Source organism: Sinorhizobium sp. P24N7 (genome assembly GCF_042436655.1).
In the GTDB taxonomy this organism is placed as follows: Bacteria; Pseudomonadota; Alphaproteobacteria; order Rhizobiales; family Rhizobiaceae; genus Sinorhizobium; species Sinorhizobium meliloti_A.
In genome coordinates this window covers 19,014-37,974 of sequence record NZ_JBHMIW010000010.1, presented here as the reverse complement: position 1 = coordinate 37,974, position 18,961 = coordinate 19,014, and the positions used below count along the sequence as shown (strand labels likewise).

The following is an 18,961-nucleotide window of genomic DNA, read 5'->3' as shown; positions in this document are numbered from 1 at the left end:
TCATTCTCCTCCTGAAATGACGGCCGCCCGGTTCTGTCTCTGTTGCCGGGCGACTGCGATGAAATCGGCCAGCATCGCGCTTGCGTGGCGCAATGCGACCGCGACAACCAGCAACCCTCCCGAAAGTGCGCTGGAAATCTGGCTGGGGACGCCGGCTGCCTGCAAACCCTGCTGCAGGTAACCGATGACGAAGGTGGCGAGCAGGGTGCCGAGGATGGAGCCCTGACCGCCATAGATGGAAGCGCCGCCGAGTACGGCCGCGGTGACGGCCGGCAGCAGGGTCGCCGAACCGAGGTCGACGCGCGCGGAGCCGAAATAGGCCGACATCACGAGGCCGGCGATCGCCGCCGAAACGCCGGTAATGACATAGGTGATCGTCTGGACGCGGCCGACCGGGATACCGGCGAAACGGGCGGCGCTTTCAGACTGGCCGGAAAGGAACACTGTACGACCGAAGCGAGTGAAATGCAGAAGGACGATGAGCACGAGCGAGAGTGCGAGGAAGAGCGCCAGAGGTGCCGGCAGCCCAAGGATTTCAGCATAGCCGAAGGCGTTGAAGGCCTCCGGAAAGTTGCCGATGCCCTCGTAGCCGCCCGCGCCGACCAGACCGGAAGCAACGGTTGCCGTGCCCTGGAAGAGATAGAGGCTGCCGAGCGTGACGACGAGCGGCTGTATCTTCGACAGGTGGATGACCGTGGCATTGAGGAGCCCGCAGGCCGCGCCGGTCACCAGAGCGAGCAAGATGGAAAGCGGAAGCGGCACGCCGTAGAACGTCGCGACGCCGAAGATGATAGCGGTAAGGCCGATTACCGAGGCGAAAGAGACGTCGATGCCGCGGGCAATGATGACAAGGGTCAGCGGTAGGGCGACGATGCCGATCTGGACGAAGTCTGACGTGCCGTAGATTAGGTTCGCGAAATTGAGGAAGCGCGGATTGACGAGACCGAAGATGACAAGTTCTGCGACGAGCATGGCGAAGAGGGCGGTCTCCCAGCGGAAGATCAGCTTTTTCATCGGCTTGCCTCCATATTGCGCGCCGTCGTCGTCTCACGGGATTGTGTTGGGCCGCGCTCGTGCAGCCGATAGCGGCGGGCACGGATGCGCCGGTCGATAACCTGGCGGATGCGGCCGTCGAGCAGCAGCACCGAGAGCAGGATCGCGCCTGCAATGAAGTCGTTCCAATAGGCCGGGATCTTCAAGAAAACGAGGGCGCTGTCGATCGAGGTGATAAAGATGACGGCGGTGAAGACCCCAGCGACCGAGCCGGTGCCTCCGAGAAGGCTCACGCCTCCTAGCACACTGACGGCAATGGCCTTCAGTTCGATGCCGTTGCCGGCCTGATTTGGGATGAAGCCGATCTGTGCGGCGAAGACGAGGCCGGCGAGGGCGGCGCAGACGCCCGTCGTGACGAAAGCGGAAAATTGCACCAGCTTAACCGGTACACCGAGATGGTGGGCGGCCGCGCGGTTGTCGCCAACCGCGTAGAAATTGCGGCCGAAGCGCGTCTTTCGCAGTACGATCCAGGCAAGCGCAACAAGTGCCAGCACAACAATCGTGAGGATGGAGACGCCGAAGCCGAGATTGGCAGCGAGCGCCTTCAGACCCTGCGGCAGGTCCTCAATCCAGCGCCCGCCGGTCAGGACAAGCATGATGCCGCGATAAAGACCAAGCGTGCCGAGCGTGGCGACGATGGATGGAATGCCGAGATAGGCAACCATCAGGCCGTTGAGAGCCCCAGCGACAGCACCGGTTGCAAGGCAGAAGGCGATGGCGAGCGGAAGGCTCACGCCGGCTGTGAGTGAAAGGCCAAGTACGGCGGCGCTGAGGCCAAGCACCGAACCGCTCGACACATCGATATTGCGAGTCACGATGACGATCATTGTCCCGAGCGAGATCAGCATCAGGACGAGGCTGTTGGAGACGACCACCGAGGCCGTGGCGCCGGACAGATAGCCTGGGGCGACCGTGCCGATTGCCGCGTAGGCGACGGCGAGCACCAGGATGAGCGTTGCGACGCGATTGCGGGCAAAGAGATCAAGCATGGCGACCCTCCGAGGCGCCGAAGGCGAGGCGGGCGATGGCGTCAACCGAGATCTGGTCCGTGAGTTCGCCGCCGGACTGGCCGAAGGCCATGATCTCGACCCGGTCGGCAAGCTGTTCGATCTCGTCGAAGTCGGATGAAATGAGGGTGATGGCGACCCCGTCCGCGGCAAGCCGGCGGATGAGGTCGTAGATATCGTTGCGGGCCGCGACGTCCACGCCGCGCGTGGGCTCGTCGAGGATGAGCACCTTGGGCCGGGCGGAAAGGCACTTGGCGAGCAGCACCTTCTGCTGGTTGCCGCCCGAAAGACCGCGCGCCTCCTGGTCGGCGCCGGTGCACTTGATGCCCATGCTCGCGCGGAACGCGTCGAAGACTTTCCGCTCGGCGCCGGGCCGCAAAAAGAAGGGCAGGCGGTGCACGAGGTAGGACGAAACGTTCCATGAGAGCGGTGCTTCAAGGAAAAGGCCGTGCTGCTGGCGGTCTTCAGGCAGGTAGACGAGGCCGAGGTCGATGCATCTGCGCGGCGAGCGCTTCTTCAGTTCCACACCATCAAAGACGACGCTGCCCGCCGTCTGCGGCCGAAGGCCGAAGAGCGTTTCGGCGAACTCCGTGCGTCCGGCGCCCACGACTCCGGCAAGGCCGAGGATTTCGCCGGCCCGCACGTCAAGGCTGATATCGCGGAAACCTTCGCCGCTGAGGTCGCGAACGCTGAGACGCGGCTTGCCGATCTGCGAAACCTTGCGGCCTACACGGTTCTTTTCGGCATCATCCGCGATCTGCACTCGGCTCATCGCGTCGATGATCTCGGCATCGCTGTAGCTGTCGAGCGGCCCGCAGAGTACGATCACACCGTCGCGCAGTACGCTGATTGTGCCGCAGATCTCACGAATCTCGCGAAGCTTGTGCGAGATGAAGATGATGCCGACGCCCTGGCTCTGAAGCTTGCGTACGCGCTGAAAGAGGGTGCTGGTCTCGAAGGGGGTTAGCGCCGAGGTCGGTTCGTCGAGTATCAGCACGCGGGCGTCTCGCACGAGCCCGCGCAGGATTTCGACAATCTGCCGCTCCGCGATTTCAAGTGCGGCGGCCTGCACGTCGAGGTCGAGCGAGACGGCGAGCTCGGCGACGAGCTGCTCGACGCGCGGCCGCAGTGCGCGGGGAGAGGCGGCCAGGCCGAGGCAGATGTTTTCCAGGACGCTCTGGTTGGGAAGAATATGCGCCTCTTGCGGCACCAGGTAGAGCCCGAGTTCCTGCGCGAGCGCCGGCGATGCATGGGTGAGGTCGAGGCCGTTGATCTCGATGGCGCCGGCATTGGCAGGAATGACGCCCGACATGATCTTCATGAGGCTCGACTTGCCAGCGCCATTGCCGCCGAGAAGCGCATGCACCTCTCCCGCCTGCAAAACCAACGAGACGCCCTTCAGCACCGGAACGGCACCGTAGGACTTCCAAATGTCCGTCAGCTTCGCGACCCTCTCGGCCACAGGGCTCCCATTCATTCCGCACCTGTTCATATGTAACCTGTCTAAGTCATGTGATCACATGGCTCGGTGGTCGTCAATATGCCCGTAACATCATGACCGCATGTAGGGGGCCGGCGCTCTGGCGAATTGCGCAGAATTCTCGTCGGAATCAATAGATTGCAGATAAGAAGAATTTTTCGCGGCCCTGATGCGTTGACGTATCAAAAGTTTTATTGTTATTCAAATGATCAGAGATCGACCGAGGGAGCCGCTTACATGGCGTCGGACAACGGGGAATGGAGCTATGCCGATACGGACGAGGAGATCCTTACCCGTATCGCCTGGTATTACTACAACGACGGTCTGACGCAGAATGAGATCGGCGAAAAACTCAACATGTCGCGCATCAAGGTGTCGCGTCTTTTGGAGAGCGGCCGGCGCTCCGGCATTATCCAGGTGCGTATAAACTCGCGATATCAGGGGTGCCTGGCGCTCGAGCGGCAGATCAAGGAGCGCTACGGGCTGTTGGAAGCCTACGTGGTGCCGCAGCTTCCCGATCAGGATCCGAGTGACCGGCTTGGTCAGGCGGCCGCGCAGTTTCTCATGCAACGGCTTCAGCCGGACGACCTTCTCGCGGTCGGATGGGGCGCGACCGTGAGCAACACCATCCAGCGGCTCGGCCACCTCGCCAACGAGCGCAATATTGGCCTCGTCAGCCTGACCGGCGGCGTCGGCACCTATGTTGACGGCATGCGAACGGCCAATTGGGGCAGCAGCGTTCATCTCGTACCGGCGCCGCTCGTCGTGCGCGACCCGGATGTCGCGCGCAACCTCTCATCCGAACCCGCCGTCGCCAACTTGCTCGAAATGGCGCTCAACGCGAGTTACCAGCTCGTTGGCATCGGCGAACTTTCGGCCATCTCCACTGTCGTGCGTTCCGGCTATGTGAGCCCCGACGAGGTGGAGCCGCTGCGCCGCAAGGGCGCCGTCGGCGATATCCTTTGCCAATTCTACAACGAATGCGGAGAGCCACTCGAGTTGCCGCTGCATGATCGAGTGATCGGCGTGAAGCTCGCGGCGCTGTCTCGCGCGGAAAAGGTCGTGGCGGCGGCGGGTGGCATCCATAAGGTACAGGCCATCCATGCAGCGCTTCGCGGAAAGTTCGTCGGCATCCTCATAACCGACGAGACGACCGCGAACGGCCTCATCGAGATCGAGGACTGAGACCATGACGACTTCCTATCTGCTGGCCGTCGATGCCGGCACCGGCAGCGGCCGCGCGGTGATCTTCGACGAAAACGGCAATCAGATCGCCAGCGCCCAACACGAATGGTGGCACCGGGCCGATCCGCGCTTTCCGGGCTCGATGGACTTCGATGTGGAGGGCAACTGGTCGCTGCTGTCGCGCGCCATTCGCCAGGCGGTCGCCGAAGCCCGCATTGCACCCGCCGATATCCGTGCAGTCAGTGCCACCAGCATGCGCGAGGCGATCGTCGCCTATGACGGCAGTGGCCGGGAAATCTGGGCCTGCGCCAACGTCGACAGCCGCGCCGTGAGCGAGGTGCGCGACCTGAAGCGCGATTTTGCCGATCTGGAGCGGGCGCTTTATACTGAGAGCGGGCAGACCTTCGCGCTCGGCGCCCTGCCGCGCCTGTTCTGGCTGAAGCGCAACCTACCGGACGTTTATGCCCGCATCCACAGGATCAGCATGCTGTCCGACTGGATTCTGGCGCGTCTCTCCGGCGTTATCGCGAGCGATCCATCCAACGCCGGGACGACCGGTCTTTACAGCCTGACGAAACGCGATTGGATGCCTGAGGCGCTGAGCAAGGCCGGCATGCGCGACGATATCTTCCCGGAAAGCGTCGAGCCGGGCACCGTGATCGGCCGCGTCACCGAAAAGGCGGCTAGTGAGACGGGCATTGCCGCGGGCACGCCCGTGGTCATGGGCGGCGGCGACTGCCAGATCGGGGCAGCGGCAATCGGTGTCGTGAATGAAGGTGACTGCGCCGTGCTTGGGGGCACTTTCTGGCAGCAGGTGGTGAATGTCAGCCCGTCCGCCTCCGATCCGTCTATGGACCTGCGCATCAATCCGCATGTCGTCAACGGCCTCAACCAGGTCGAGGCGATCAGCTTCTTCGTCGGCATCGTTATGCGCTGGTTCCGCGACAGTTTCGGCGCGGAAGAGCTCGCGGCGGCCGGACCCGGCGGCGATGCCTACAGGCTCCTGGAGGAGAAAGCAGCCGGCGTGCCAGTCGGCGCCTACGGCATCATTCCGGTCTTCTCCGACGTCATGCACTATGGCAACTGGTATCACGCCGCGCCGTCGCTTCTGAACCTCTCCATCGACCCGGAAAAATCGGGAAAAGCGGCGATCTTTCGCGCCCTTCAGGAGAACGCGGCGATTGTCGCGGCCCGCAACCTTTCGGCTGTCTTCAAGCTTTCCGGCAAAACGCCGGATAAGATCGTCTTTGCTGCCGGTGCGTCGAAATCAGCTCACTGGTCGCAGATCCTCTCGAACGCCACCGGCCTTCCGGTCGTCACGCCCGTGATCAAAGAGGCGACGGCGCTCGGCTGCGCTGCGGCGGCGGCAATCGGCATCGGCCTGCGCCACAATTTCGTCGAGGCGGCGGAAAGCTGGGTGCGCTGGGACCAGCGTTTTGAGCCGAATCTCGAGCATAAGGCTATCTACGACGCGGCGGGCGAGCGCTGGGCACGTGCCTACGCGCTGCAGCGACAGCTCGTGGATGAGGGCGTCACCACTGCCATGTGGAAGGCACCAGGCCTCTGACTTTTATAGATCCGTCAATCAACACAGCAGGAATTACGACATGCTCATCCAGATGGTCAGCATCAACGTCAAGCAAGGCCACGCCCCGGAGTTTCTGGAGGCGTTCCGCATAAACTACGAAGGCACGCGCCAGGAGCCCGGTAACCTGCGCTTTGATGTCCTGCGCAATCCGGACGACGACCACAGCTTCGTCATCTATGAAGTCTTCAAGTCGCCCGAGGCGCTGGACGCGCACCGCAAAACCGAACACTACCAGGAATGCGTGCGCCGGATCGACCCGATCCTCGCCGGCCCACGAACCAAGACCTTTTATAATGTCGAGATGGCCGATTTTCTCGGCGCGGGCCAAGCCTAGCGGGTTGGAACACGGCAGAGCTCGTCGGACGGCAGCGTGACCAAAGGGCATGATTTGCCTGACGTTCCACGGACCAGACTGCCCCGAAGGTTTTGGGCGGGCGGCTTCTGCCGGTCTACGCGATGGCGCTTCTTCGTTACGCAGGGCGCAGGTGGCTCGAGCTCCGTCATTATTTGCGCGGGACCTCACGATCCCGCCGTCGCACCGGCTCGGTGGCATGCTCGCGACCGTTCTCGACGTCACCAGCAGGTACGACGCTTGTGGAAACGCTTTCAGGGCTTGTCCGCGTCGAAGTTCCGCTTGAACAATCGATGGCGTCGCTTAGTCCAGGCTCTTTGCAATCATAGGTGATTTGCGGGCTGTTGTGATCGCGGACCTCGATTAGAGGAACACTCGCCGGGCCCTATGGAGGAGTTCACCACCTCCCGCCGTAGCCGCATATTGTCGAGATTCAACGCAGGCAGGGCAACTGGTAAGCCGCGTGGCTCATAACCACGAAAGACCGGGTTCGATTGCGCGCCTACAAACGCTCACGCGCAACCACCCAATGACGCCGACTATGCCGTAGGGTGGTCGCCTATTAAACGTCATTGCCCGGACGGTACCGGGCAGGAAAGATCGCCTTCCTGGCAATTGAGGTAAGCCTTCAGCGCCTTCGTTCTATCTGTCGTCAGTACCGTCTTGCACCCGGCCACGAGCATAGGATCGGCGCTGCCGTCGGCGCTGGCTGATGTCTGGAATGCACACTCGTCGTCGCGAAAGGAAGTCCACGACTTTTGGGCGGTGACAAGCAGCTTTTTCGTGTCGGCGTCATCGCCAATGCGTGCCTCGATTTCGTTGAACGTCGAATTCAGTTCCTTGTCAGCTGTAGCGAACGCCTCGTCGCCTTCGGCTGCAACAGCAACAGCTCCAAACGAACCGATAAGCATCACAGCTGGGATCAATAGAGTACGCATTGCAAGCTCCTCGCGTTCGACAGTTGTAGCAGCCACCGATGGTGACTGGGACAAGACGTGCGCGCAGGAGTTTAGGCAAAATAAGTAGCCAAATTTATCCGTCTCCCGCCGGAGTAACCGCCAAAGTGGAGTGATCCATGTGTCCCTGAAAGCTAGTTCCTCTCGGGGGCGTCGGAGGGGTCACCTCCGGTACATCGGGTGGCACCTCTTCTGGGACGAATCCCAGGATGCTCACCACGAGAGCGACGAGGATGCAGATGAGTACGAGGAAGGCGACGCCGGCTTTGTCCATGCATTATTAGCAGTTTCGAATGTGAGCAATTCGAGGCAATGCCTCCCGAAGATCGGGAAGGCGGACAGTTGTTCGTGAAGATCGGGGCTCGTGCCTGGTCGTTCCTTCCCTAAAAAGATCAGGACGGCTCCGCATCGCGACTGTGTTAACCGGGATCCAAGGTTCACCGTCTGACGTAGAACTTCTTTGCGTCGGCAAAGGCGGGGATCATGTCCCAGGGAGTGGTGTAGGTGGCGGCTGGGTGGCCGCGTTCTCCGGCATGGGCCGGTATGATCAGCGCGCCACGGCTGGCAGGCTGATGAGCGGATCATCGCTCATCTGGCTGATGGTTTCCAGCGTCATGTATCTGGCGCGCTGCACAGCCCATTCGTCGTTCTGCTCGAGCAGGATCGCGCCGACGAGGCGGACGATGGCGTCATCATTGGGGAAGATGCCGACGACCTCGGTCCTGCGCTTGATTTCGCCGTTGAGGCGCTCGATCGGGTTGGTCGAGTGCAGCTTGGCGCGGTGCTCCTTCGGGAAGGTCATGTAGGCGAGAACGTCTTCTTCGGCATCATCCATGATGACGGCGAGCTTGGGCACCTTCGGCCGGATCTGGTCGGCGACGGCGCGCCATTGGGCGCTTGCGGCTTTCGGTGTCTCCTGGGCGTAGGCGGTGGCGATGAAGGCGGAGACGACACGGCGGCCGCTCTTGCCGGCGTGGGCGAGAACGTTGCGCATGAACCCGGCAGCGCTGCCATGTGGCGCTGAGAACCTTGGTGACGGCCGCCTTGAGGCCCTCGTGCGCATCGGAGACGACCAGCTTGACGCCGCGCAGTCCGCGCCGGGTCAGCTTGCGCAGGAACTCGGTCCAGATCGGTTCGGCCTCCGAGGTGCCGACCTCCATGCCCAGCACCTCCCGGCGACCGTCGCTGTTGACACCGACGGCGATGATCACGGCGACGGAGACGATCCGGCCGCCGCGGCGGACCTTCAGGTAGGTTGCATCGATCCATAGATATGGCCAGTCACCCTCGATCGGCCGATCGAGGAAGGCCTTGACCTTGCCGTCGATCTCCTCGCACAGCCGGCTGACCTGGCTCTTGGAGATGCCACTCATGCCCATGGCCTTGACCAGATCGTCGACCGAGCGGGTCGAGATTCCCTGCACATAGGCTTCCTGGATGACCGCCGTCAGCGCCTTCTCGGCCATGCGCCGCGGCTCCAGGAAGCCCGGAAAGTAAGAGCCCTTGCCTCAAGCTTCGGAATGCGCAGCTCGACGGTTCCGGCGCGCGTCTCCCAATCCCGCTCGCGGTAGCCGTTGCGTTGGGCAGTCCGCAGCGGGTTCTTCTCACCATAGCCGGCACCGGTGGCGGCCCCCACCTCCAGCTCCATCAGCCGCTCGGCGGCAAAACCGATCATCTCGCGCAAAAGTTCGGCGTCGGGGGACTTCTCCACGAGCGCACGCAGGTTCATCATGTCGTCGGTCATCGGTGGTTCCTTCGAATCAGGTTGGTGTCAGCAACCCGACCCTACCGGAGAACATCGATGACCACCGCTCCGCCGCCCGCTCACTACGGCGCTGTTAAGGGCGCGCTCGCGAGCGGCTTCGCTACCGCCGAGCTACACCACCTGTCGGGACACGACCAAGGCGGGCCTTGCTGCCTATCTGCCAATCAACGGCGTCGGTGCGTTCGGCAAGCCACGATGGGCCGTCCGGTCAAGGCCATCCATGGGTGGGTTTGGCCATGCTCACGTCCTGTTCATAGTTATTTCAGGCAGCGCCCAAAATTGAATGCAAAGGTCAGCCAATGAACTCGCAGGAGACGGAGCAACTTGCCGGGCGCAGTCGGTCCCGGCTTCCGCCCTTCGGGCGGCGCTAATGCTAAGCCTCCTGCGGCTACGCTGTTAACCGGTCAAGTTGCGCGCGAACTGGCTTCGACGCTGAAGCGTCTGCGCTTGGTACGCTCATTTCACTTGGCCGCGGCCCTAGCGGGCCAGCCGCTGCATCCCAGGTCATCACGGTGCTGCGGGGAGGGGGGAGGTTCACTGCTCTCAAAAACAGGCTGGAGCTCGGTTTCGTCGTTCCGCGCCTCTATTAGGCAAGATGGCCGCGCATTGAAGCGCACTCCCGCGTAGCTGCGTCGTAGTACTCAACCAGCGGCTTGGCATTATCCAGCAGTACCTCACTGGGAACACCGCCAAACCGCAGGAAAGCTCCTTCCAACCTCTAACTTGTTCCAAGTGGCCCCGCATGTGCGGTCAGTTCAGAACCGCCATTTGCAACTCGGCCTGTCGACCCAGCGTTGTCATCCACTCGGTGAACTGCGGTCGGCTTTTGATTTGCCGGCCATAATGGCGGCCGAGCGCGGCTGTCAGGTCGCCTTTGCGTCCAAGTTGCTCGTCGGCGAAACGGATCATCTGCGAATTCGGCCATGCTTGCGGCCGGATCACGATCAAACGGGCAAACAGGTCCTCGGCAGACGCATCTGGGTTCGTCTGCGCCATCAGTGACAGCATGGCGGCCGTCGAGCGCGACACACCCATATGGCAATGGACGAGCAGATGGCTTGAGCCATTTGCATCCTGCCTTGACTGAAAATCCGTTCCGAAGCGGAGGATCTCTGCCACGTGGTCCGGATGGGGCATCACCCGCCCAGGCGCCTCCGCAATGATGTCGTGGAAGCGTAGCGTGGTGCGGTGGTGTTTGCCGTAGGTCTGGAAGGCGTCCAACTCGGGATATTCGGGATCGATCAGCGACAGGACATGGGTGACGTTGCGTGTGCTCTGGCCCGGCAGTTCCTCAATCCCGCAAACTGTCAGCTCCGGTGTGAAAATGACATCCATATCCGTTCAATCCCGTTTTCCGCTTTCAGCGCAATCGCGCTCCTGAGCGACAAGCTAACGAACTTGACATACATCGGTTTGGGCGGCCGCGATAGGCGGGATCCAAATACTCACCCCGATCTGTTTTGCGGATCAGTCCGGCCGGACCTGTCGGTCCTCAATCTCGCCGCGACGTTTAGAATTAAGGACCGGACTTGGCGGGAATGCTCCGCCCGAAACGCGCGTCATTTGAGGCGGTGCAGCCGGTAGGCAGCCTTCCCTCGGCATGTCGCCGCGCCGCAGCGATCAGAACTGCCCGCCAGAACTCGCCGCGGCCACGCTCAAGAAACGCCAACTGGCCGCGCGGAGATAGGGCAGGGAGGTTGAATGCACCGCAGTCGAAGTGCGGCATGAGCGAAAGCCAATAAAGGTTCCAATCACTTCTCCGGACGACCATTTGTGCTTGCCGTCCGCTTTACGCCTGCCTTACCCGGCGGCCTCAGCCTTCTTCAACGCGTCGATGAAGTGATCGTTTTCCGCAGGCGAGCCGATGCTGACGCGAATATACGTCTCGAAGCCGGGTTGTTTCCAGGGTTTGACGATGACGCCTTGCCGGAGCAGTGCTTCGGCCATCCGGGTTGCATCTGTGCGTGTGTCAAAGAACAGAAAATTGCATTTCGATGGTGCAATCCGGTAGCCCATCGTCGTGAGTTCTGTCTTCATCCGTTCGCGTTCGACCAGAGCAAGCTCGACGGAACGGTTAAGGTGATCGGTATCATCAAAGGCGGTGAGGGCGGATACCTGGGCGATCGCATTGGTGTTGAACGGAGTACGCGCACGATTGAAAAAATCGCAAAGGCTGCCGTCGCTGACAATACCATAGCCGATGCGCAGGCCTGCCAGTCCGTAGGCTTTCGAGAAGGTACGTAGCACGACCCAGTTCAAGCCCGTCACCTTCAGGATGTCGGCGGCACTTGGATAGTCGTCGCCGGCTGCATATTCCGCATAGGCCTCGTCCACCACGATGAGCGTTTCCGGATCGAGCGCGGCGATAACCTTTTCCAGTTGAAGCGGTGTCAGCCATGAGCCGACAGGGTTCATTGGGTTCGAGAACATCAGCATGCGAGGCTTGCGGGCAATTGCGGCGAGAACGGCGTCCATGTCGACGGTGAGGTCCGGTGCAACGGTGACGCGATCGACTTTTCCGCCCATCAGGGTCGTATAGTCTTCATGCAGTGGGAAGGATGGATAGAGCGTTACCACAGTGTCGCCCGCACGCACCACCGAGCGGCAAATTACGGCGATCAGATCTTCCGAGCCGTTGCCGAGGATAACCTGATTGTTCTCGACATCGAAGCTGGCAGCCAGGCGGGCGCAGAGCGCGCGGCCCTGCGGATCGGGATAGAGCCGAGCTAGTTCGCCGATGTCGGGAAAAAGCCCGCGCAAGGCGGGCGAGGGGCCGAGAGGGTTCTCGTTGGAGCCGAGCTTGGCGACGTCGTCGACATGGTACTTCGACCGCACCTCTTCGAGCGTCAGTCCGGCATTATAGGGGGCGATCGAGCGGATTTCTTTCCGTATGGGGGTTGATGGGTTTGCCATTTTACCGTCTCCATGAAGTACCCTTGCTATGCGCTATTCATAAGCCGGGATTCATGATCTGTATATATGTATAGACATGTTGTCGAGATAATGATGTCATCCAGGTTGGAACAGGACAGGAGCCGTAATGACCCGCCCGATCTTCGACCTTTCCGGCCGCCGCGCCCTCGTTACGGGAGCAAGCCGCGGCATAGGGCAGTCTATCGCTTGCGCCCTGGCCGAGGCCGGTGCGCACGTGGCGGTAACCGCGCGAACGGTAGAGGGCTTGGCTGAGACCCGGGCCCTGATCGAAAAGGCCGGCAGCCGCGCCGTGGCGCTTGCCCAGGACGTGCGCGACGTTGAGGCTTGCGCAAGCGTCACGAGAGCAGCGGCTGAGGGTTTGGGCGGTCTCGACATCCTGGTCAACAATGCCGGGTTCGAGAATGTCCGGCCTTCCTTCGATGTAGACGAGGCGCTCTGGGAAGCGATCGTCTCGACCAATCTGAAGGGCGCCTTCTTCTGTGCCCAGGCGGCGGGCCGGATCATGGCGGACGCAAACGGCGGAGCAATCGTCAATCTCTGCTCCCTGACATCCTATGTCGGCATTCCGACGGCGGTACCCTACGGCGCCTCGAAGTCGGGCTTACTCGGCGTAACGCGTGCCCTGGCAACCGAGTGGGCAACGCACAACATCCGGGTCAACGCCATAGCGCCCGGCTATTTCCGCACCGCCATGACTGAGGGCTTCTACGAGGACGAGGATTGGCAATCCAGCATGCTGGAAAAAATCCCTCAGCGGCGCTTCGGCAAGGAAAGCGACATCGGCGGTGTCGCGGTTTTCCTCTGCAGCGATGCGGCTGCCTATATCACGGGGCATTGTATTCCAGTCGACGGCGGCTATCTCGCCTCGATCTGATCCGTGCGCGAGCCTGCATGAATGCTCCGTGTGGGGTGCAAACGGTGCGACGGACCCGTCTTGACTGCTTGTCATTCTGTCCGTCGCTAGCCAAACTGTCAGCGGCTTTGCGCCTTCCTTTCGCATCTGCACAAATAGTTGGCATGTAGAATTGCAATGCAAAAAATGCGCAATGCTGGTTGACGATACTTGTACTAATATGTATAGACAAATAGACGTAAAGGTTGGTGGAGTGCCTTTCCGCCGGGTCGAATAGAATAAAGCTTCGCCGCGGTCTTGTCGGTTGGAGCAAGACAGGGGAATTTAATGGGCGTTGTTGCTGCTGGTCTCCGTCCGAACGGATCCGTCAATCCGGTCGCTGTTTCCGTCCAGGACGTCGGCATGGCTTTCGGCGATGTTCACGCTGTCAGCAACGCCTCATTCGACCTCCCGAAGGGGCGGTTCCTGACCATTCTCGGACCGTCCGGATCCGGTAAGACGACACTGCTGCGCATGATCGCCGGTTTCGACCGGCCGACCCACGGTGAGATCTTCATCAATGGGCGGCCGGTCAGTGCCGTGCCGGCGCACAAGCGCGCTATCGGCATGGTGTTCCAGAAGCTCGCGCTTTTTCCTCATATGACGGCGGCCGAAAACGTCGCCTTTCCGCTCAAGATGCGACGCCATGATGCCCGCACGATCCCGGAAAAGGTCGCGCGCTATCTCGATCTCGTGCGCCTCGGCGGCTATGGCGGCCGGCGGATCAATGAGTTGTCTGGCGGTCAGCAGCAGCGTGTCGCTATCGCCCGTGCGTTGGTGTTCGAGCCGGACCTGCTTCTGCTTGACGAACCGCTTGCTGCGCTCGATCGCAAGCTGCGCGAGGAGATGCAGCTCGAGTTCCGCCGCATCCAAAAAGAGCTCGGCGTCACCACGATCAATGTCACTCATGACCAGCGAGAGGCGCTGGTGGTTTCCGACGAGGTCATCGTCATGAATGGCGGTTCCATTCAGCAAAAGGCCCGGCCGGTCGATGCCTATCGCGCGCCGTCGAACGCTTTCGTCGCAAACTTCATCGGCGTCACCAATTTCGTTGAAGGCAACGTTGTCGAACTCACTTCGGCGCGAGCCGTGTTCGAAGCCAACGGTGTGCGTCTCGTCGGGATCCCTGCCGATGCTGCCCTTGCGACCGGGATATCCTGCAGCGGCGCGGTTCGTGCGGAACAGATCCGCATCGCACCGAAGGATAGGCCACTCGAGGGACTCGAAACGGTGGTCGACGGTCAGGTCGTCGATTGCATTTTCGAAGGCGAACGCGTCGTTTACGAAATTCAGGTTCCGAGGCTGGCCGGCGTGCTGATGCGTGTCTTCGACCACGATCCAGAATCTCACTTGCAGTTCGGTCCGGGCGACGAGGTTCGTCTCGGCTGGAATGCCAGGGACATGCATGTCTTTCAAAAATGACCCCGAGAAGGTCCAGCCAGAGGAGAATGTCTAATGCCGCATGAAAAATTCCTGTCCGCGCAGATCCGCCGCCGGACGTTGCTTGCGTCGATCGCCGCGGCCGGCGCCTCGGCGGGGCTCTCGACGCTCGGCGCCAGTCGCGCCTTTGCCCAAGAGCCGGAAAAGCCGGCCGAGATCATCGTTCGCGCCTGGGGCGGCAGCTGGGTCGATGCCCTCAAGGCTGGCGTGTCCGACAGCTTTACCAAGATGACCGGGATTGCCGTTCGTCACGATCTGACCGAGGACAACGAGATCCAGCCGAAGGTCTGGGCCGCTGTTGCCCAGAAGCGTGTCCCGCCGATCCACATCAACTGGGATACGACCACGAACGCGACAAAGTCGGCGCTGCGCGGGGTCACCGAGGACCTGTCGGACCTGCCGAATCTCAAGAACGCCACGGATCTTGCCAAGCCGGTCGGTCTCGACGGCTATCCGATCGTCAATACCTACGGCTATGTTTACGTGCTCGCCTATCGCCCGTCGGCCTTCCCGAACGGCGCACCAAAGTCCTGGAAGGATCTGCTCGACCCCAAGCTCAAGGGTCGTATCGCGCTGTATAACGACGGCATCGGCTTCCACTTCCCGGCCCAGGTCGCCGGCGGCGGTAAGCTCGAGGACATTCCCGCCAACATGCAGCCGGCATGGGATTTCATCTCGAAGATCAAGGAGCAGCAGCCGCTGCTCGGCGAGGACCCGGATTTTACCACCTGGTTCCAGAAGGGCGAGATCGACGCCGCCTGCACCATCTCGACCAATGCGCGCGAAGCCAAGAAGAACGGGATCGAGATCGCCTGGGTCGTGCCGGAGGAAGGCGCAAAGTTCGACACCGACGGCCTTTGGATCCCGAAAGGTCTGCCCGAAAATGAGCTTTACTGGGCTAAGAAGTACATCGATCACGCTCTGACCAAGGAAGCACAGCAGATCTGGCTCGACGGTCTCGGCCTTCCCGGCGTCATCCCCGGCATCACGCCGCCGGCCGATCTGGTGGGCGATCCGTCCTACCCGACCACGGAAGAGGACTTCAAACACCTGATCCGTATCTCGTCCAAGGTACAGGTCGAGAACGAGAGCCAGTGGTTCGCCAAGTTCAAGGAAATCATGCAGGGCTGATGCCTTGTGTGCCCGCCGCGTCCCTTCTCACGGCGGGCAACATTCTCTCGTGAAACAGGATCGATGCCATGCGCGCTTCCCGTGCCGCATATCCCCTGACGTGGCGCGTCATGGATATGCTCGAACGCCTTGCGGCTTTCGTCTGGCCCTCGAGCTTCCAGCGAGGCTTACCTTATCTCATGCTGATGCCCGCGATTGTGCTCGTGGGGCTGCTTGTGCTCGGTCTTGTCCAGATTGGCGATACGAGCCTGAGAACGCTCGATACCAATACCTTCCTGATGTCGGAGACCTTTACGCTCGCCAATTATCAGCGTGTTCTGACCGAGAGCTTCTTTGCGACCGTGGCAGGCCGTAGCCTGATTGGTTCGATGATCGTGACCGCGATCACGCTGGTGTTCGCGTTTCCATATGCTTATCTGATGGTGCGCACGCCCTCGTCCACGCTTCGCAAGTTTCTGCTGGTTGCGTTGTTTTTGCCCTTCTTCATCGGACAGGTTGTGCGCGCCTATGGCTGGCTCATCATTCTCGGCAATCAGGGCATGGTCAACGAGGCGCTCGGTCTCGTAGGCGTCCCGCCCATACGGCTGCTCTACAACTACCCTGCGGTACTGTTCGGCCTCATTCAGTACATGCTGCCTTTTGCGGTGCTGATGCTCGCACCGGCTCTGACCGCGATCCCCAGCGACCTCGAGGCCGCAGCGGCCTCGCTCGGCGCGGGCTGGACCCGCACCTTTCGCCACATCGTTCTGCCGCTTTCCCGACCGGGGCTCGTGGGGGCCGGCCTAGTCGTGATGACACTGTCGCTCACCGACTTCGCTATCCCCGCAATACTCGGCGGCGGCACGCAGGACTTTATCGCCAACGCGATCTACGACCAGTTCTTCCGCACCTCCGACCAGGGCATGGGTGCTACGCTGTCAATGATGCTCGTTGCGGTCGGGTCCATGCTCGTCGGCGTCGTGTTCATGGTATTCGGCGCAGGCACGCTCGCCATGACAGGAGGCCGTAAATGACGGGCAGCAAAAGTAAATCCTTCGTTCTATGGGCTTTCGTTGCGACTGCGCTTGTGATGTTGTCTGCGCCCACTGTCGTGGTGCTCGGAGCCTCGTTTACGGCCGGAAACATCATTACCTTTCCGCCGGACGGCCTATCGCTGAAATGGTACGGGGCGATCGCCCAGGCAAGTGACCTCAGGCAGGCCTTCCTGCGTTCGCTGATCGTCGCCACGATATGCACCGTGGTCTCGATCCCGGTCGGCACGCTCGCCGGCATCGCGTTGGCCAAATATCGGGTCCGGTTTGCTCGATCGATCCAGATCTATCTGCTGTTGCCGTTCACCATCCCGCTGATTGGTTCCGGCATTGGCATGATGCTGGTCCTCGGCAATATAGGCGTTCTCGGGCGGTTGTGGCCGGTGGGTATCGCCTGCGCCGTCATTAACCTGCCCTTCATGGTCTGGGCTGTGACGGCCAGTGCCAGCAATCTGTCGCCCGACCTGGAACTGGCTGCGGCCAATTGCGGAGCGCCGCCGCTGCAACGCTTCCTCTACATCACGCTGCCGGCGGTCTTGCCGGGCGTGATCACGGGATCGCTGCTGATGTTCATCCTCGCGCTCAACGAGTTTCTGGTTAGCCTCCTGCTGGTCGACGCTCGAAGCGTGACGCTGCCGGTGCAGATCTACAACTCCATCCGCTCGATCATCACGCCCGACCTGGCCGCCATCTCCGTGGTGTTCATCGCCTGCGCGGGTGTTGCGATCGCGCTGCTCGACCGCCTGGTCGGTCTCGACATCTTCCTGAAATCGAAATGACCCTTCGGCCCTGCGAGGGCGAGATACAAGGACAAGACGATGACCAACGTGTCTTTCTACGAATATTCCAAGCTGAACCTCGAGGAAAAGGCCGCCCTGCTGCGCCGTTCGGAAACCGACATATCGGCCTTCATCGAGAAGGTCGCGCCGATCGTGGAAGCCGTCCGCACCGAGGGTGACAGGGCGCTTGCACGATTTGGCCGCGAACTCGACAAGGCCGACATCACGGAAGCCAATCTGAAGGTTACCGCGGCCGAGTTCGATGCGGCCTTCAAGCTGGTTGATGCAAGCGTGATCGAATCCGTTCAATTCGGCATAGATAACATCCGCAAATTCCATGAGGAGCAGAAGCCTGAAGCCATGTGGCTGAAGGAGATCCGTCCCGGCGCATTTGCGGGAGACCGCTTTACGCCCATTCAGTCGGTCGCGCTCTACGTGCCGCGCGGCAAAGGTTCTTTCCCGTCGGTGACTATGATGACATCGGTCCCGGCCGTTGTTGCGGGCGTCTCCAATCTGGCCATCGTCACACCGCCGGCACCGGACGGTTCCGTCGATGCTGCGACGCTGGTTGCCGCACGCCTCGCCGGTGTCGAAACCGTCTACAAGGTGGGCGGCGCGCAGGCCGTTGCTGCCGTCGCCTATGGCACCGAAACCATCAAGCCGGCGCTGAAGATCGTCGGTCCCGGCAGCCCGTGGGTGGTCGCCGCCAAGCGCTTGCTCTCCGGCGTCATCGATACTGGTCTTCCTGCCGGTCCGTCCGAAGTGATGATCCTCGCCGATGATACGGTCCATGGTGGTCTTGCCGCGCTCGACCTGCTGATCGAGGCGGAACATGGCCCGGATTCCTCTGCCTATCTCGTTACCCACAGCCGCCGCGTCGCCGAGGAGGCGCTCGCAGCCCTTCCAGAACACTGGGCGAAGATGACCGAACAGCGCGTCGCCTTCTCAACGGCCGTGCTGAGCGGAAAGACCGGCGGCATCGTTCTCACCTCGTCCATCGAGGAAAGCTACGAGTTCGTAAACGCCTATGCGCCGGAGCATCTGGAGCTTCTCTCGGAAGAGCCCTTCATTCATCTCGGCCACATCACTGAAGCGTCCGAAATCCTGATGGGTCCCCATACTCCGGTCAGCATCGCCAACTTTTCGCTTGGGCCGAACGCCGTATTGCCGACCAGCCGCTGGGCCCGAACGTTCGGCCCGCTGTCGGTCAGTGATTTCGTCAAGCGCAGCTCGATCGGCTATGTCACGGCACCGGCCTATCCGGAATTCGCAAAGCATTCCCACAATCTGGCGATCTACGAGGGTTTCTCCTCGCATGCGCTTGCCGTGTCGCCGGTGCGCGATCGCTATCTGAAGCAGGGCGCCTGA

15 protein-coding genes and 3 pseudogenes are annotated in these 18,961 nt (G+C 61.4%); 9 read left to right on the top strand and 9 right to left on the bottom strand.

Annotated elements, in window-relative coordinates; genetic code table 11:
- Genes ACFHWW_RS18510 through lsrA form a run of 3 tightly spaced genes read right to left on the bottom strand, consistent with a single transcriptional unit; the run spans nt 1 to nt 3,537 of the window.
- The gene (locus ACFHWW_RS18510; RefSeq protein WP_379939911.1) at nt 1-1,014 is read right to left on the bottom strand and encodes an ABC transporter permease subunit; all 1,014 of its coding nucleotides are present in this window, start codon (nt 1,012-1,014) and stop codon (nt 1-3) included.
- Entirely contained in the window at nt 1,011-2,042 is a 1,032-nt protein-coding gene (locus ACFHWW_RS18505) for an ABC transporter permease subunit (protein ID WP_379939909.1), read from the bottom strand. The genes ACFHWW_RS18510 and ACFHWW_RS18505 overlap by 4 nt, the downstream gene beginning before the upstream one ends.
- The gene (lsrA, locus tag ACFHWW_RS18500) at nt 2,035-3,537 is read right to left on the bottom strand and encodes an autoinducer 2 ABC transporter ATP-binding protein LsrA (protein WP_379939907.1); all 1,503 of its coding nucleotides are present in this window, start codon (nt 3,535-3,537) and stop codon (nt 2,035-2,037) included. Before lsrA ends, ACFHWW_RS18505 begins: the two co-directional genes overlap by 8 nt.
- Before the next feature lie 240 nt (nt 3,538-3,777).
- On the opposite strand from lsrA, the gene ACFHWW_RS18495 reads away from it, so the two are divergent.
- The 3 genes from ACFHWW_RS18495 to ACFHWW_RS18485 are packed head-to-tail and all read left to right on the top strand — an operon-like array spanning nt 3,778 to nt 6,647.
- Nucleotides 3,778-4,725 carry a sugar-binding transcriptional regulator gene (locus ACFHWW_RS18495; protein WP_100674376.1) on the top strand — a complete coding sequence of 316 codons (948 nt, stop codon included), beginning with the start codon at nt 3,778-3,780 and terminating at the stop codon, nt 4,723-4,725.
- Between the two features lie 4 nt (nt 4,726-4,729).
- Complete coding sequence (gene lsrK, locus ACFHWW_RS18490) at nt 4,730-6,292, top strand: autoinducer-2 kinase (RefSeq protein WP_379939905.1); 1,563 nt, start codon at nt 4,730-4,732, stop codon at nt 6,290-6,292.
- A 40-nt stretch (nt 6,293-6,332) separates the two neighbouring features.
- On the top strand, nt 6,333-6,647 hold the full coding sequence (locus ACFHWW_RS18485) for an antibiotic biosynthesis monooxygenase (protein ID WP_379939903.1): 315 nt from the start codon (nt 6,333-6,335) through the stop codon (nt 6,645-6,647).
- Nucleotides 6,648-7,234: 587 nt separating this feature from the next.
- Here the strand turns inward: ACFHWW_RS18485 and ACFHWW_RS18480 are convergent.
- From ACFHWW_RS18480 to ACFHWW_RS18455, 6 genes and pseudogenes are all read right to left on the bottom strand, one after another.
- A complete protein-coding gene (locus tag ACFHWW_RS18480) occupies nt 7,235-7,603 on the bottom strand; it encodes a lysozyme inhibitor LprI family protein (protein WP_379939901.1) in 369 nt (122 codons plus the stop codon).
- A gap of 160 nt (nt 7,604-7,763) precedes the next feature.
- Nucleotides 7,764-7,895: pseudogene (locus ACFHWW_RS18475) on the bottom strand (exopeptide); the annotation flags it as partial.
- Nucleotides 7,896-8,168: 273 nt separating this feature from the next.
- Nucleotides 8,169-9,365: pseudogene (locus tag ACFHWW_RS18470) on the bottom strand (IS256 family transposase).
- Nucleotides 9,366-9,985: 620 nt separating this feature from the next.
- Nucleotides 9,986-10,101 (bottom strand): annotated as a pseudogene (locus ACFHWW_RS18465) (IS21 family transposase); the annotation flags it as partial.
- Nucleotides 10,102-10,136: 35 nt separating this feature from the next.
- Nucleotides 10,137-10,721 (bottom strand): tyrosine phosphatase family protein, encoded by a 585-nt coding sequence (locus tag ACFHWW_RS18460; protein ID WP_379939899.1) that lies wholly within the window; start codon nt 10,719-10,721, stop codon nt 10,137-10,139.
- A 465-nt stretch (nt 10,722-11,186) separates the two neighbouring features.
- Nucleotides 11,187-12,299, bottom strand: coding sequence for a histidinol-phosphate transaminase (locus ACFHWW_RS18455; protein WP_379939897.1), 1,113 nt, complete (start codon nt 12,297-12,299; stop codon nt 11,187-11,189).
- Nucleotides 12,300-12,426: 127 nt separating this feature from the next.
- Between ACFHWW_RS18455 and ACFHWW_RS18450 the strand changes: the two genes are divergently transcribed.
- The 6 genes from ACFHWW_RS18450 (at nt 12,427) to hisD (ending at nt 18,961) form a co-directional block, all read left to right on the top strand.
- Nucleotides 12,427-13,194, top strand: coding sequence for an SDR family NAD(P)-dependent oxidoreductase (locus ACFHWW_RS18450; RefSeq protein ID WP_379939895.1), 768 nt, complete (start codon nt 12,427-12,429; stop codon nt 13,192-13,194).
- Nucleotides 13,195-13,500: 306 nt separating this feature from the next.
- Nucleotides 13,501-14,634 carry an ABC transporter ATP-binding protein gene (locus ACFHWW_RS18445; RefSeq protein WP_379939893.1) on the top strand — a complete coding sequence of 378 codons (1,134 nt, stop codon included), beginning with the start codon at nt 13,501-13,503 and terminating at the stop codon, nt 14,632-14,634.
- 33 nt (nt 14,635-14,667) lie between these two features.
- Complete coding sequence (locus ACFHWW_RS18440; RefSeq protein ID WP_100674381.1) at nt 14,668-15,783, top strand: ABC transporter substrate-binding protein; 1,116 nt, start codon at nt 14,668-14,670, stop codon at nt 15,781-15,783.
- Nucleotides 15,784-15,851: 68 nt separating this feature from the next.
- Nucleotides 15,852-16,796, top strand: coding sequence for an ABC transporter permease (locus ACFHWW_RS18435; protein ID WP_379939891.1), 945 nt, complete (start codon nt 15,852-15,854; stop codon nt 16,794-16,796).
- Complete coding sequence (locus tag ACFHWW_RS18430) at nt 16,793-17,593, top strand: ABC transporter permease (RefSeq protein ID WP_324763982.1); 801 nt, start codon at nt 16,793-16,795, stop codon at nt 17,591-17,593. The genes ACFHWW_RS18435 and ACFHWW_RS18430 overlap by 4 nt, the downstream gene beginning before the upstream one ends.
- 39 nt (nt 17,594-17,632) lie before the next feature.
- Nucleotides 17,633-18,961 carry a histidinol dehydrogenase gene (gene hisD, locus ACFHWW_RS18425; RefSeq protein ID WP_379939889.1) on the top strand — a complete coding sequence of 443 codons (1,329 nt, stop codon included), beginning with the start codon at nt 17,633-17,635 and terminating at the stop codon, nt 18,959-18,961.